At 41.8% G+C, this 14,664-nt stretch carries 19 protein-coding genes; all 19 read right to left on the bottom strand.

Annotated features, from left to right (window positions below; translation table 11 throughout):
- Nucleotides 1-48: 48 nt before the first annotated feature.
- The 19 genes from nuoK to RG47T_RS23835 all read right to left on the bottom strand — a co-directional run bounded on the left by nuoK (nt 49) and on the right by RG47T_RS23835 (nt 14,495).
- Nucleotides 49-381 (bottom strand): NADH-quinone oxidoreductase subunit NuoK, encoded by a 333-nt coding sequence (gene nuoK, locus RG47T_RS23925; RefSeq protein ID WP_074492512.1) that lies wholly within the window; start codon nt 379-381, stop codon nt 49-51.
- The gene (locus RG47T_RS23920) at nt 381-881 is read right to left on the bottom strand and encodes an NADH-quinone oxidoreductase subunit J family protein (RefSeq protein WP_074492509.1); all 501 of its coding nucleotides are present in this window, start codon (nt 879-881) and stop codon (nt 381-383) included. The genes nuoK and RG47T_RS23920 overlap by 1 nt, the downstream gene beginning before the upstream one ends.
- A 60-nt stretch (nt 882-941) precedes the next feature.
- On the bottom strand, nt 942-1,439 hold the full coding sequence (locus RG47T_RS23915; RefSeq protein WP_074492508.1) for a NuoI/complex I 23 kDa subunit family protein: 498 nt from the start codon (nt 1,437-1,439) through the stop codon (nt 942-944).
- A 15-nt stretch (nt 1,440-1,454) separates the two neighbouring features.
- Nucleotides 1,455-2,486, bottom strand: coding sequence for an NADH-quinone oxidoreductase subunit NuoH (gene nuoH / locus RG47T_RS23910; protein WP_074492505.1), 1,032 nt, complete (start codon nt 2,484-2,486; stop codon nt 1,455-1,457).
- The gene (locus RG47T_RS23905) at nt 2,486-3,487 is read right to left on the bottom strand and encodes an NADH-quinone oxidoreductase subunit G (RefSeq protein WP_074492503.1); all 1,002 of its coding nucleotides are present in this window, start codon (nt 3,485-3,487) and stop codon (nt 2,486-2,488) included. Before RG47T_RS23905 ends, nuoH begins: the two co-directional genes overlap by 1 nt.
- 2 nt (nt 3,488-3,489) lie before the next feature.
- Nucleotides 3,490-3,882, bottom strand: a complete 393-nt coding sequence (locus RG47T_RS23900; RefSeq protein ID WP_074492501.1) for a gamma-glutamylcyclotransferase family protein — start codon at nt 3,880-3,882, stop codon at nt 3,490-3,492.
- Nucleotides 3,883-4,006: 124 nt separating this feature from the next.
- Nucleotides 4,007-5,368 (bottom strand): NADH-quinone oxidoreductase subunit NuoF, encoded by a 1,362-nt coding sequence (nuoF, locus tag RG47T_RS23895; protein WP_074492499.1) that lies wholly within the window; start codon nt 5,366-5,368, stop codon nt 4,007-4,009.
- Nucleotides 5,368-5,892 (bottom strand): NADH-quinone oxidoreductase subunit NuoE family protein, encoded by a 525-nt coding sequence (locus RG47T_RS23890; RefSeq protein WP_074492497.1) that lies wholly within the window; start codon nt 5,890-5,892, stop codon nt 5,368-5,370. The genes nuoF and RG47T_RS23890 overlap by 1 nt, the downstream gene beginning before the upstream one ends.
- Nucleotides 5,885-7,096, bottom strand: coding sequence for an NADH-quinone oxidoreductase subunit D (locus RG47T_RS23885; protein ID WP_074492495.1), 1,212 nt, complete (start codon nt 7,094-7,096; stop codon nt 5,885-5,887). The genes RG47T_RS23890 and RG47T_RS23885 overlap by 8 nt, the downstream gene beginning before the upstream one ends.
- A gap of 3 nt (nt 7,097-7,099) precedes the next feature.
- A complete protein-coding gene (locus RG47T_RS23880) occupies nt 7,100-7,606 on the bottom strand; it encodes an NADH-quinone oxidoreductase subunit C (protein WP_074492494.1) in 507 nt (168 codons plus the stop codon).
- Nucleotides 7,607-7,608: 2 nt separating this feature from the next.
- Nucleotides 7,609-8,151, bottom strand: coding sequence for an NADH-quinone oxidoreductase subunit B (locus RG47T_RS23875; RefSeq protein WP_074492492.1), 543 nt, complete (start codon nt 8,149-8,151; stop codon nt 7,609-7,611).
- A gap of 117 nt (nt 8,152-8,268) precedes the next feature.
- Nucleotides 8,269-8,640, bottom strand: a complete 372-nt coding sequence (locus RG47T_RS23870) for an NADH-quinone oxidoreductase subunit A (protein WP_074492490.1) — start codon at nt 8,638-8,640, stop codon at nt 8,269-8,271.
- An 88-nt stretch (nt 8,641-8,728) separates the two neighbouring features.
- Nucleotides 8,729-10,405: a tetratricopeptide repeat protein gene (locus tag RG47T_RS23865; RefSeq protein WP_074492488.1), complete on the bottom strand. Its 1,677-nt coding sequence runs from the start codon at nt 10,403-10,405 to the stop codon at nt 8,729-8,731.
- Nucleotides 10,406-10,434: 29 nt separating this feature from the next.
- Complete coding sequence (locus tag RG47T_RS23860; protein ID WP_171972594.1) at nt 10,435-11,277, bottom strand: PstS family phosphate ABC transporter substrate-binding protein; 843 nt, start codon at nt 11,275-11,277, stop codon at nt 10,435-10,437.
- 61 nt (nt 11,278-11,338) lie between these two features.
- Nucleotides 11,339-11,569: a hypothetical protein gene (locus RG47T_RS23855; RefSeq protein WP_074492484.1), complete on the bottom strand. Its 231-nt coding sequence runs from the start codon at nt 11,567-11,569 to the stop codon at nt 11,339-11,341.
- 6 nt (nt 11,570-11,575) lie between these two features.
- Nucleotides 11,576-12,403: an energy transducer TonB gene (locus RG47T_RS23850; protein WP_074492482.1), complete on the bottom strand. Its 828-nt coding sequence runs from the start codon at nt 12,401-12,403 to the stop codon at nt 11,576-11,578.
- A 29-nt stretch (nt 12,404-12,432) separates the two neighbouring features.
- Nucleotides 12,433-12,969, bottom strand: a complete 537-nt coding sequence (locus RG47T_RS23845) for an ExbD/TolR family protein (RefSeq protein ID WP_074492479.1) — start codon at nt 12,967-12,969, stop codon at nt 12,433-12,435.
- A gap of 7 nt (nt 12,970-12,976) precedes the next feature.
- Nucleotides 12,977-13,579 carry a biopolymer transporter ExbD gene (locus RG47T_RS23840; protein ID WP_074492477.1) on the bottom strand — a complete coding sequence of 201 codons (603 nt, stop codon included), beginning with the start codon at nt 13,577-13,579 and terminating at the stop codon, nt 12,977-12,979.
- Nucleotides 13,580-13,667: 88 nt separating this feature from the next.
- Complete coding sequence (locus RG47T_RS23835) at nt 13,668-14,495, bottom strand: MotA/TolQ/ExbB proton channel family protein (protein WP_074492475.1); 828 nt, start codon at nt 14,493-14,495, stop codon at nt 13,668-13,670.
- Between the last annotated feature and the right edge of the window lie 169 nt (nt 14,496-14,664).

The raw sequence follows: 14,664 nt of genomic DNA, 5'->3' as shown, positions 1-14,664 counted from the left end.
ATATATCTAATGAAATCCGAAATCGAAAATCCGACCTCCGAAATCAATCTACCATTTCAGCCTGCTCAACACATTAATATCTGTTGAGTGGGTATTACGATAGATCATGACGATGATGGCCAACCCTACAGCAACCTCTGCTGCAGCAAGCGCCATAACAAAAAATACGAAAACCTGGCCCGAAGCATCTCCCTTATAAACAGAGAAAGCAGTAAGCAGTAGGTTAACAGCATTCAGCATCAGTTCAACCGACATAAAAACTACGATGGCATTACGACGGATTAATACGCCGACTACACCAATAGAAAAAATGATTGCGCTTAACAATATGTAATGATTAAGCGGTACCGTTTGTATGGTTTGTGTTATGTTGTTTCCCATTATGCAGTTGCTCTTGGTTCTTTTTTGGCCAGTAATACCGCACCTACCATTGCCGATAACAGCAATACAGATGAGATTTCGAAGGGCAGTAAAAATTCGCTGAATAATACTTTACCTAAATTTTTCACCAGGCCAAGATTTGGATCGTGCAGGATAACCGGCGCCGATAACTTGTAGGCCTTTAATGAACCTACCAGCGTAACCAGCAAACAACCACCGGCAATTACACCAGCAAGTTTGGCTAAGTAATGTTTGCCGGGCTCTGTTTCCTTATTAAGGTTAAGCAGCATCATTACAAATAAGAAGAGCACCATAATTGCCCCCATGTAAACAATAAAGTTTACCACGGCCAAAAACTGTGCGTTCAACAAAATGTAATGGATGGTAAAGGTGAAAAATGTGAGTATTAGATACAGCACACTATGCACCGGATTTTTTGCAAAAATTACCAGCAGTGAAAAGAAAATAGATAAAAACGCGATGAAGTAAAATGTACTCATGATATATTACAAAATACCTTTGCTCACTTTTTTAAGGATGGGCAAAGGTATAAAACTTCTTTATTGATTTAACGGTGGCTCAACTAATTTGTCTTTGCCATATATAAAGTCTTTCCTTAAAAAATCTGTAGGTACAATATCACCATCCAGATATATCGCCTCTTTAGGGCAAGCCTCTTCGCATAATCCGCAGAAAATGCAACGCAGCATATTGATCTCGTAAACTGCCGCGTATTTTTCTTCGCGATACAGGTTCTCTTCACCTGGCTGGCGTTCGGCAGCCGTCATGGTTATAGCTTCTGCCGGGCATGATAAAGCACAAAGGCCGCAGGCGGTGCAACGCTCCTTGCCATCCTCATCGCGTTTAAGCGAGTGCTGGCCACGGAAGTTTTCAGAAAACTCACGTTTTTGCTCAGGATAGCGGATGGTTACATCCTTCTTGAAAAAGTGCTTCATCGTAATAGCCATACCCTTCGCAATTTCTGGCAGGTAGGTCCTCTCCAGCAAATTGAGTGGTTTAAATGCTATTACTTTTCGCTTATTACTTAATGGTTCCATTATCCTAATTCCGTTCTATTTAAAAAAGGTCATAACAATACCTGTTAACACAATATTGGCAATAGCCAAAGGTATCAATGTGCGCCAGCCCAGGTCCATCAGCTGATCGTAACGAAAACGCGGGATAGTCCAGCGAACCCACATAAAGAAGAAGATGAAGCTAAACACCTTGGCAAACATAACCGCAACACCAATAAGCGGAGCGATGGTTGGCCCAACGTGCGCAGCAACCCAATCCATACCCGGGTAGTTATAACCACCCCAATACAAGGTAGCCATTACTGCCGATGAAATAAACATATTGATATACTCGGCAAACAGGTAAAAACCCAGTTTCATTGATGAATATTCTGTATGATAGCCACCCACCAGTTCGGTTTCGCACTCAGGCAAATCAAACGGGCTGCGGTTGGTTTCTGCAAACGAGCATACCATAAAGATGATGAAACCAAGCGGCTGTTTCAAAATATTCCAGTGCCAGCCGTGCTGCTGCTCTGTAATTTCTTTTAAGCTTAAAGTACCGGTAATCATCAACAGGGCTATAATAGATAAACCCATTGAAACCTCGTAGCTAATGTTTTGCGATGCCGCACGGATAGCGCCTAACAGCGAGTATTTATTATTAGATGCCCAGCCGCCAATCATAACGCCGTAAACACCTAATGATACCACACCAAAAATGTACAGGATACCAACGTTAATATCTGTTACCTGCAGATCGATAATGCGCGAGCCGATTTGAATAGGCTGCCCCCATGGTATAACTGCCGAACCGATACAGGCCGTCATGATAGCCAGTGATGGGCCAACGATAAACAGCAAGCCGCTTGCACGGGTTGGGATAATTTCCTCTTTCATAAACATTTTGGCACCATCAGCAAGTGGCTGCAGCATACCAAACGGACCAGCCCTGTTTGGGCCTACCCTGTCCTGAAAAAAGGCAGCAAGCTTACGCTCAGCATAGGTAGAGTACATGGCCACTACCAGGCTGATCAAAAAGATCACTACAATAAGTATAAACTTAATACCAATATCTAAAAGTTCCATTATAGTCTTGTCTCCCTTTCAAATTGATCTTTATTCGCTTCCTGCAATAACGGGTTAGTTTTTACAACAGGCAACGGTTTTAATGTATCGTAATGGTTTGAGCTGATAACCGATTGGTTAGATACCTTGCGCGGGCCTTCAATAACCCAATCAGCGGTTTTCTTTTTATCAAAACGGCAGGTGTTGCAAATAAATTCTTCTACCTCACCATATACATCTTTACGGGCAGTTACGCGGATAACATCTTCGCCTTTATACCATAAAGTAACCTTACCATTACATTTTTCGTGGTCGCAATCGCGGTGTGCTTCAACAGGTTTGGTAAACCATACCCGGTTTTTAAAACGGAAAGTTTTATCGGTTAATGCACCTACCGGGCAAACGTCAATAACGTTACCAGAGAAATCATTATCAACCGCTTGTTGGATATAGGTCGAAATCTCTGAGTGATCGCCACGGTTTAAGATACCATGCACACGACGATCGGTGATCTGATCGGCAGTGAAAACACAACGGTAGCAAAGGATGCAACGCGTCATATGTAACTGGATCTTGTCGCCTATATCAATGCGCTCAAATTTACGGCGGTCAAACTCGTAACGGGTTTTAGCGCTACCGTGCTCAAAACCCAGATCTTGCAGGTGGCACTCACCAGCCTGGTCGCATACCGGGCAATCCAGCGGATGGTTGATCAACAACATCTCCACCACACCTTTACGCGCTTCAATAACCTCCGGCGAAGTAATATTCTTTACTTCCATACCATCCATTACCGTAGTACGGCAAGATGCTACCAACTTGGGCATAGGGCGCGGGTCTTTTTCTGAACCTTTGCTTACTTGCACCAAACAGGTACGGCATTTACCGCCACTGCCTTCCAGTTTCGAATAGTAGCACATTGCCGGCGGAACGATATCGCCACCTATCTGCCTTGCGGCATTCAGTATCGATGTTCCCGGCTCTACTTCAACAGGTATTCCGTCTATTGTTACTTTAAACATTATCAACCTTTATTAACATAAGCGATGTAATCGCCGTCTATTATTCTTTTATGTTCGGGGCGAAGCTGCTGCCGGAAGGTATAGATCCAGCTTTCAATTTCTTCACCACCCGGCAGTTGCACTGCTATTTTATTTCTAATGTATTCGGGATCGTCGTTAAACAAACCTTCGTAAACATCAAGCACCTCAAATACCTTATCAATTTCACTTATTAGGTATATTTCGCCTTTCACTTCTCCTGGTTCTTTTTCCACATAACCGGGATAGTTTCCTAAATCATATAATGCGCCTTTTACAGTTGCATTGCTTATAAATTGCAGGTGCTCTTCTACAGGCTGCCTTGCTTTATGATTAAAGTGTTTCAGTAAGGTTCCGTATACAAACAGATATTCCATTATTCAACTTTAATCCGTTTTGTCATTGCGAGCGATAGCGTGGCAATCTCATCGTATCCTCTACGATATGTACAGCTACGAGATTGCTTTGTACCTCGCAATGACAAATTATTTTATTCTTTTCTTATCCTGCTTTCTCAGCAATAATTAACGGATCTGCATAATGTGCAATTCCATAATTACGTCTTACTGCTGTGGCGGCATTGGTAACGTGCCATTCAAATTCGTCTCTGAAGTGGCGGATAGCACTGGCCACCGGCCATGCTGCTGCGTCACCAAGCGGACAAATGGTATTTCCTTCGATTTTCTTAGATACATCAACCAACAGGTCCATGTCGCTCATTTTACCATGGCCATTCTCTAAACGGTGCAATACTTTTTCCATCCATCCGGTTCCTTCACGGCAAGGCGAACATTGTCCGCAGCTTTCGTGACTGTAGAAACGGGCGAAATTCCAGGTATTACGAACGATACACTGATCCTCATCATAAGCGATAAAACCACCTGAACCCATCATGGTACCGCTCACAAAGCCACCATCAGCCAATGATTCATAGCTCATTAGGCGCGGCTCGTTGTTAATCGTTTTCATGAACAGGTTAGCAGGTAAAATTGGCACCGATGAACCACCTGCAACAACCGCTTTTAAGCGTTTGCCATTAGCAATACCACCGCAATATTCGTCGGAGTATAAAAACTCTTCAACCGGTAAACCTAAATCAATCTCATAAACACCCGGTTTCTTTAAGTTACCACCAGCCGAGATCAGCTTTGTACCAGTACTGCGACCGATACCTAATTTAGCGTACTCGTCGCCGCCATCATTAATGATAGGTACAACAGCGGCAATTGACTCCACATTGTTTACCACAGTCGGGCAGCCATACAAGCCCGCAATAGCCGGGAATGGTGGCTTAATACGCGGGTTACCACGTTTTCCTTCTAATGATTCTAACAATGCAGTTTCTTCACCACAAATATAAGCGCCACCTCCAGGCTGTACATATAGTTCCAGGTCGTAACCTGTGCCTAATATGTTTTTGCCTAAAAAGCCGGCATTTTTTGCTTCAGCAATAGCGCGCTCCAGTATACGGATCTGCGGCATCATTTCGCCACGCACGTATATGTACGATGTGTTGGCACCCAGCGCAAAGCTAGCTACAATCATCCCCTCAATTAATAAGTGAGGGATATAAGTCATCAGGTAACGGTCTTTAAAAGTACCGGGTTCAGACTCATCGGCGTTACAAACCAGGTAACGTGCAACACCTTCTGGCTTGGCCAAAAAGCTCCACTTCATCCCGGTAGGGAAACCTGCGCCGCCACGGCCGCGTAAACCAGATTTCTTTACCTCTTCAACAATTTCTTCGGGTGTTAACGTTTTCATGGCTTTTTCTACAGCAGTATAACCACCCTTAGAGCGGTAAACATCATACGTATTGATGCCTGGTACGTTTATATGTTCAAGTAATAATTTGCGTCCCATTAGTTATTAGCTTTTGCAGTTAAATCACTAATTAATTGATCAACCGACTCATTAGTCAGGTTTTCGTAGAAAGTATATTCGGGGCCAATTTGCAACACCGGGCCAAAGCCACAGGCTGCAAGGCACTCTACGCCTCTCCAGCTAAATAAGCCATCGGCAGTAACCTCACCTTCTTTTACACCCAGTTTTTGCTCCAGGTGGTCCATTATTTTTTCGGCCCCCACTAAGCAGCAAGGGCTTGTACGGCACACTTCCAGCACAAACTTACCCTGCGGGCGTAAAAAGTACATGGTATAAAAGCTGGCTACTTCGTAAACCTCTATCGGTTCTATCTTAAGGTATTCTGCAACTTTATCCATCGCAGGTACACTTAACCAGCCAAATTCGGCCTGTACATCGTGCATTACAGGTAACAAGGCCGATTTTTGCTTTCCTTCCGGATACCGGATTATCTTATCAGCAATCAGGCCAACCAATGCCTCCGAAAACTCAACAGGCTCGTGTGTATGTTCTACTTTAAGCATCTAATTCTCCGGCAATTACATTTAAACTACTCATGTTAATAATCGCGTCCGATAGCAGCATGCCTCTGCTCATTGGTGCATACATCTGGTAATTAATGAAGCTTGGCCTGCGGAAATGCAAGCGGTAAGGCGAGCGGCCACCATCATTAACCAGATAAAATCCAAGCTCGCCGTTTGCGCCTTCTACACTGTGGTAAACTTCGCCAACAGGAGTTTTAACCTCACCCATCACAATTTTAAAGTGATAGATCAATGCTTCCATATTGTTATACACTTCCTCTTTTGGAGGCAGATAATACTCAGGCACATCAGCATGGAAAATATTTTTATCTTCTTTATCTATTTTAGTCAAAGCCTGCTCAATTATGCGCAAGCTCTGCCACATTTCTTCGTTACGTACCAAAAAGCGATCGTAAACATCGCCGGTAGTACCAACGGGTACTTCAAAATCAAAATCTTCGTAAGAGCAATAAGGGTTCATCGCCCTTACATCGTAATCAACACCGGTAGCGCGCAATATCGGGCCACTCCAGCTGTAGCTTAAAGCATCTTCGGCTGTAACCGCAGCAACGCCTTTGGTACGGTCAACAAATATGCGGTTACGGTTAAACAGGTTTTGAAACTCTGTTAACGCTTTAGGGAAGGTTTCTAAAAACTTGCGTGTTTTAGCGAAGGCAATATCATTGAAATTACGCTCAAACCCGCCAATACGGCCAACGTTGGTAGTCAGGCGCGAACCGCAAACTTCTTCGTAGATCTCATAAATAGCCTCGCGATGCTCCATCATGTAAAGGAAACCTGTAAACGCCCCGGTATCTACGCCCAATACACCGTTACAAACGATATGATCGGCAATACGGGAAAGTTCCATAATGATGATACGCATGTAATCAACACGTTTTGGGGTTTGGATACCCAATAACTTTTCAACCGTCATGTGCCAGCCCATATTGTTGATAGGGGCCGAACAATAGTTTAAACGATCTGTAAGCGGCGTGATCTGATAAAACGGCCTGTGTTCTGCTATTTTTTCAAAAGCGCGGTGTATATAACCAATGGTCGAAACACCGCTTACAATGCGCTCGCCATCCAACTGCAAAACGTTTTGGAAAACGCCGTGTGTAGCCGGGTGAGTTGGCCCTAAGTTAAGGGTTGATAACTCGCTTTGTAGATCAGTGTCGGTATATGCCGGAAAATTCTGCATGTTCTATCTTCCAAAAAAATAATCTTTCTTATCTACCCTGTTCGGGTCTTCGAGCGGAAACTCTTTACGCATCGGGTATACGGTCATGTCATCCACATTAAGTATCCGGCGTAAATCCGGGTGGCCGGTAAAGTTTACACCAAAAAAGTCGTAGGTTTCGCGTTCCATCCAGTTAGCGCCATTCCAAACAGCACTTGCTGTAGGGATATTTACGTCGCCTTCTGCCAGGAAAACTTTAATACGGATGCGGATATTATTTACCAAACTGTGTACATGGTAAATTACGCCGATCTCTCTTCCCTGCTCTTCGGGGTAATGTATTGCGGTAATATCTGTTAAATAGATAAACTGCAATTGCTCATCTGCCTTTAACCAGCTCAATACATCAATAATTTGTTCGCGGCTGGTTTCAACAGTAAGCAAACCGTAAGGTTCTGAAACATTGGTAACATTTCCACCAAATTGTGCAGTTACTTTCTGAAGCAGTTCTTCGTTGGTTATCTTACCCATTATTATAGAATTCCGTATTGTGATAATAAAGCCTGGTATTCAGGCGATTCTCTTCTGCGTAATGATTCTGTTTGAACCAGTTTCTGAATATTTATAAAGCCATCTATAATAGCTTCGGGGCGTGGCGGGCAGCCGGGTACGTAAACGTCAACCGGGATCACCTCATCAATACCCTGCAAAACAGAATAAGTATCAAATATACCACCGCTTGATGCACAGGCACCAACTGCCATCACCCAACGGGGCTCGGCCATTTGCAGGTATACCTGGCGAAGCACAGGTGCCATTTTTTTAGATATGGTACCCATTACCATCAATAAATCTGCCTGGCGGGGCGAAAAGCTTAACCGCTCTGCGCCAAATCTCGACAAATCATAATGTGAAGCCATAGTAGCCATAAACTCGATACCACAGCACGATGTAGCAAAAGGCAAAGGCCATAATGAATACGAACGTGCAAGGCCAACAGCTTTATCAAGCGATGTTGCAAAAAATCCTGATCCTTCTACGCCTGGGGGCGCGTCAACTATTTGAATGTCACTCATTGAATTTACCTCAAAAGATATGCTTATCCATATAAAAGATAAGCACAAATTTACAATAAAATACGTTGAAAATGCCACACTGCGCTTTTGTAGCGCGTATTTAGAACCAATCTAAACTTATTCCCAATCCAGGGCTCCCTTTTTAAGAATATAGAAAAAGCCCAATAACAGCGTACCCATAAAAATAAACATCTCTATCATACCGTCTTTACCCAAATCGCGGAAGTTTACCGCCCATGGATACATGAAGATAACCTCCACATCAAACAACACAAACAGTATGGCTACCAGGAAGTATTTAATAGAGATGGGTGTACGTGCGTTACCAATAACCTCGATACCCGACTCGAACGGGGTAAGCTTATCTTTTGTTTTACGCTGCGGGCCCAGTTTGTGTGTAGCAACCATTGTAGTTACCACAAAGCCGATAGCCACCAGCATTTGAAATATAATCGGCAGATAATTAACCGGTAAACTTTGTACTTCCATAGTGCAAATATAGCAATGAGATAAAATAAAAAAAGACCTCTTTTTCAGAGGCCTTTTTTTATTCAGCTTTTAAAGCTGATGTATTTAGTTATTTCCCTTTTTTAGCGAAGAAGGCTACTGCTTGTTTATTAGCAGGATCGAACTCCCTGGCCTTTGTAAAGTTCTCTGTCGCTTTCGCATCATCCTTTTCTTTAAACTGGTAGTAAGTACCTAAGTATGCATAAGCAGAAGCAAGGCTTTTCTTATCACTGTCTGTAGGGCCTTTGGTAGTTACAATCTGGATGTATTTTTCATAAAAAGGTTTTGCATAACCTTTAATGTTTTGGCGGTCGCGGTCTTTAGTATCATTAACATAAGCACGGTACAGTGCTACTGCTGCAATTGGCGTAGTAGCTGTTTGCTCAATGTGTGCAAAAGCAGAATCAGACTTGGTTAACAAGGTAGTATCTGCTTTAGGGTTTTTTTCATCATAAGCATAATAGTAGCTGATACCTTCGTTCAGGTAATCCTGCAATTTAGCCTGGCGTGTTTTAGAAATATATCTTCTGTAAGCATCACCTGCTTCCAGATATTTCTTTTTAGCATAGTAGCTTTTAGCAATCTCATTAAATACATCAGCCTGAGTTGTATCTAACTGATAAGCTTTTTGCAATGACTGGATACCCAATGAATCTTGACCAGATTTCATTTGTAAACGGCCTAAGTATAGGTAATCGCGTGGGATGATCCGTTTTTCTCCAGCCTGGCTAATCCATTTGTTCATGGCAGTTAAACCAGCAGGGTAATCGCCGTTTTCGTAAGCAGAGTAACCTAAGTAGCGATAAACACGCAGGTTTGAGTTAGCAGATGCAGATAATGCAGCGGCTTCTGTTTGCAATGTTTTGTAATCGCCAGCCTGGATCAGGAAGTCGGCGTAACGCATGCGCGACTCGATAGACATATCTGTTAAGCTTAAATACTTACGATATTGATCGGCAGCTTGCTTTACTTTTTCTGATGCCATTTTAGGATCAGTTAAAGCCCAGCGTAAATCTGTTTCAGCCCATTCGCGATAAGCAGGGCCAAAATTAGGATCGATGCTTAATGCTTTTTGAAATTGCTTTTCAGCATCTTCAAAGTTGTTGGCATATTTCCACAACACACCAATAGCTACGTTAGCCACGGCAGATTGCGGGTTAAGGTTTGTTGCATCTGAATAATACTTATAAGCATCAGAGCTTTTTAGCTGCGAGCGGTAAGCATCACCCAATGCGATGTTGATATCAGCATCTTTAGGGTTAACAACCAAACCTTTGTTTAATATCGCTATAGCTGCATTAGCATCGGCAGCTGCTACAGTAGTTTTACCGCCTGATAAAAGCAGGTAACCTTTACCCATATATAAATATGGTTTGCTGTCTTTAGCGGCAAATGAAATTGCTTTGTCGAAATTTGATGCAGTACCCGCATTGTCTTTATCCACATGGGCTACAACGCCTAAACCTGCAAAGTTTAATGCTGATTTTGGGTTAGCGGCAATACCTTGATTAAAAACAGCTTTTGCCGAATCGGCGTAATCTTGTATGGTATATACCCAACCTAAATAAAAGAAGTTCTCATCTTTTGTAGGTTGTGTAGTAGTAAGATTCTTTAGAATCGATTTGGCTTTTTGATATTGTTCGGCGTCAATAGCTTTTTTGGCGTCGGCTAGACTCTGCGCAAAAACTGATGAACCTATAAATACCAAGCCTGCTGCGGCATACGCTACTTTACTTATTAGTTTCATGGGCTTAATTTATAATTTTAGTTATTCTATTACTCTTTAATGTTTATTAACCTCTGAGGTAAAGAATCTGGCAATAATCCCGATTTCAATATAATCCTCTGTCCTCGCTCACTCGCCATAAAATCCTGGAACCCCCGTCCAAGCCCAATCCGGCCAGTGCTATTTATAACATATAGCCTGCGGCTTAATGGGTATTGCTTTAAAGCAAGTGTTGTTTGTGATGGCTTGAAGTACTCTTTTGCAAATGATTTGCTGCTTTCGTCGCGTACGCTTACAATCTTCACATTGTTAACAGCGTCGGCATAATCGGGGTCCGGGTCATTTAACCAACTGAAACCAATGATGCCTATGGCATTTTCATGCTTACTTACATAGTTAAGCACTTCCTTGTTCGATTTCAGCGCGTAAATGTTTTTTTGCGTTAGCTCTTTACTTCCTGTAAACCCTTTCAAATACCTTACCAAACTTGAGTTCGGATTATCAAAAACGATATTCTTATCCGTTTTAGTCTTTCCGGCAAGCATGTTTTTTATATCATTTACCGTAATTGTAGTATCATTTGACACTTTATTTACAATTAACACCACTGCATCATAGGCAACCGGTACAGTTTCTACCGATAAATTGCGCCTTTTAATTACGTTAGCTTCGGTAGTATCCAACTCGCGCGACAGGATAGCAACCCGTACACTATCGTTTAAAAAACTACGCAATACCTGGTTTTCTGTGCGGTATTTAATTTCGGGATGGGCATCTGTATATATACCTTTAAATACAAATGCTTCCTCCTCTATTATTGGTTTAAAAGATTCGTCGGCAGTAATAACTACATGCCCGCTTTTCACCGTATCGTCTCCGTTATATTGCGTCACCTTTGGTTTACAGCTTATAAAAACTAATGGTAAGAGGAAACTTAATTGTATAAGTTTAATGCTATTCTTCATCCGGGTCTTTTTTGAACAAGCGCGAAAAGCGCAGTACAGCGTAAATGATCACTAATGATCCAAAAGCGATACGCTGCCATTTGGTGAGTTGCAAAGGCATTTGCGACCAGAACATAATCATGAGCCCCAACGCCAGTATGAAAACAAATGTAGTAGCTCCTAAAATAAGCAAAAACCGCCTTTTGAGCGATTTTTGCTTACCATTATTTTGCAATGACATGAAGTATTATTGATCTTGCAGGGTAAAGCTGATCGGCACGGTATATTGTTGCCTAACAGGCCTGCCGTTTTGGATACCTGGTTTCCACTTTGGTGAATTTTTAAGTACACGGATTGCTTCTTCATCGCAACCGCTACCTAAACTACGTACCACGTGTAAATCTGTAAGTGAGCCGTCTCTTTCAACAACAAACTGTACAATTACACGACCTTGTACATTATTCTCGCGGGCAACAGCCGGGTAACGGATGTTGTTACCTAGGTATTTACCAAATTTATCTAAACCACCAGGAAACTCTGCAGATTGCTCAACAGATGTAAAAATCTGGTTAGGGTCTTCCTCTACTACTTGCTTAACGTCTGATTTACCAACCGGCTCATCAATACGGATTTCTGCATTAGGGTCGCCCTTAACATCCTGCTGACCTGGATCGGCAGTTTTTAATTCCTGGATTGTAGGTGGATCTTTTTCACGCACCTCGTTATCCGGTTTTACTACCGGAGGCGGGAAACGCACCTGGTCTACCTTTGGTTTAGGTGGTTCCGGAGGCGGCGGAGGTGGTTTTTTAGTTTGATCTACTGGGGGTGGTGGTTGTAATACCACATCCGTAACTTTGACTTTCTCGTCAGCTTTAGGGATGAAGCCAGAAACCCAGTTGATGATGGTTGGTACAGATATAACAAACACAAATAATACTACAGCTATTACCAAAGACTTATTAGTATTCTTTGGGTTTTCTTTCCTTAGCTCGTATGCACCATAAGCTTTGTTACGACCGGCAAAAACCACATCAAGCCATTCGGGCTTCAGTATGTCTAATTTTGATCCTAACATGTTTTAGGTTTTAATTTTATTAACTAATATTATTGATAGATCTGTTGCTTTTTAAGCTCATCTACTTCTGGCTGTGATATGTCAACAATACCATAGCTTTGAATGTTTGTGATGTGCATTTCGTCCAATATGTCAACCATGTTTTTGTAAACAGACTTGTCACTTGGTTTAATGATCACAAACATATCTTTGCCGAAAGATTGTTTAATTTTCTGGCTGTTCTCAATCAGTGTTTTACGGATATCGTTTTTACCATAGCCCTCAACAGTTGGAGCAGACTTACCAGGTTCGCCAATGTACCACTCTAACTTGTTATCGCTACCAAGTAAAATAGTCATCGTTCTTGAAGCCGCTACAGCCAATTGGTCATCCTTGTTTTTTTCATCCTTGTCCGGCATGGCAAGGTCCATCGCTTGCGGCTTATTTAAGGTTGTGGTAAGCATGAAGAAGGTGATCAACAAAAACGCTAAATCCACCATTGCGGTTAGATCCACACGAGTTGAGGCTTTCTTACTTCTTACTTTCCCGCCTTTGCCGTCCTTGGAGGAGGTGTCTAATTCTGCCATGTTTTAATTATTTTCTTAAACTCGTAATTAAACTGAACTTGTTTACTTTTTGCTTCTGAAGGATATCAATCACCTTTTTAATGGTAGGATATTCTTCTTTGCTGTTACCCTTGATAGAAAGCCTAAGCTCAGCGCCATTTAGTGCTTTTGTAGCAATACGGGCTTCACGTATCCAGTTAAACAATTCATTACTTACCGAGTCGGTAGGGATACCTGGCTGTTTAAACGATTCTCTTTTATCTGATTCCAGATCAAGATACTGCTTCATTTGGTTCATTGGTACACCTACACCCTGCATGTTAGCATATTTGGTTTTTTCCTCATCGCTAAACGTAGTGCTGTATTTCTGGCCCATTTGCTCAAGCGTTTGCTTACGTACATTGGCACCGGTAATGTCAAAGAATACTTTACCTGAACCAACAATAACCGTAGCAACATTTTCTTCAGGTAACTTCACAGTAACTGTTGAACCTGGTACGTCAACCGGAACCGGGTCCGGTGTTTTTGGTTTTGCTGTTAATATGAAAAACGTAAGCAACAGGAACGCAACATCGCACATCGCGGTCATGTCGGTTGTTGTACTTTTTCTTTTAATTTTTACTCTGGGCATATTGTCTTTTGATTAAAAATATAAGTGTCGGTTATAAACATCCTGCCTTATCTATATAAGGCAGGACTAAAACTATACACTAAATATTTTAACGTTTGTGAGATGCAGCAAATGTTTGCACAATGCTGAAACCAGTTTCGTCAATAGCATAAGTAAGGCCATCAATTTTCGATGTAAATACGTTGTACATGATAATTGACAAACATGATGTTAAGATACCGATAGCGGTATTGATTAGTGCTTCAGAGATACCATTTGCAAGCTGAGTTGAACTGGCTGCACCAGAAGTTGCCAAAGCCGCGAACGCCACGATCATACCACGTACAGTACCTAGCAGACCAGTTAATGTACCGATTGATACTAAAGTAGCGATGATGGTTAAGTTTTGCTCTAACATTGGCATTTCTAAAGCAGTTGCTTCTTCAATGTCTTTTTGGATTGCCAAAGATTTTTGGTCAACATCCATTGTTGCGTCAGTTTCCATTTCGCGGTATTTTTTCAAACCGGCTTTGATAACGTTTGCAACAGAACCTTTTTGTTTATCACACTCTGCAACTGCAGCATCAATGTTACCTGTGTTAAGGAAACCTTGGATTCTTTTAACAAAAGCGTCAACGCTGCTTGTTCCAGATGCTTTACCAATTACGATAAATCTTTCGATTGAGAAAATGAACACTAATAGCAGGTAAGTGATCAGGATAGGTACAATTAAACCACCTCTGTGTACTGTACCAAACATATCAGGTTCGCCGTGCTCTACATCACCACCTTTGTAGTGACTAGCATCGCCCAAAATGAACATAAAAATTAGAATTGCCACAACGAAAGCGATAGGAATAACCAGCGTAGCAAAGTATGCTGAAGTACCTGAGCTTTCCTTTTTAACCGGTGTAGTTGGTTTTGGTGCGTTTGCCATTACTTTTTAATTTTAGTTTTAGTTTTTGTTTATAATATAAGTTAATTAATGTGCATGCTATAAATGCGGATAACAAATTTAATATTTTATAATTATAAAAACTCAAAATGAAATTCTTAATAATTATTTAACACAACTCGGAAACCCGCAGTTCTCTAAGTTATTAAGA

Source organism: Mucilaginibacter polytrichastri (genome assembly GCF_001911425.1).
GTDB classification, from domain to species: Bacteria; Bacteroidota; Bacteroidia; order Sphingobacteriales; family Sphingobacteriaceae; genus Mucilaginibacter; species Mucilaginibacter polytrichastri.
Note: the sequence above shows the minus strand (reverse complement) of the source record. Positions and strands in the feature narration are given on the sequence as shown.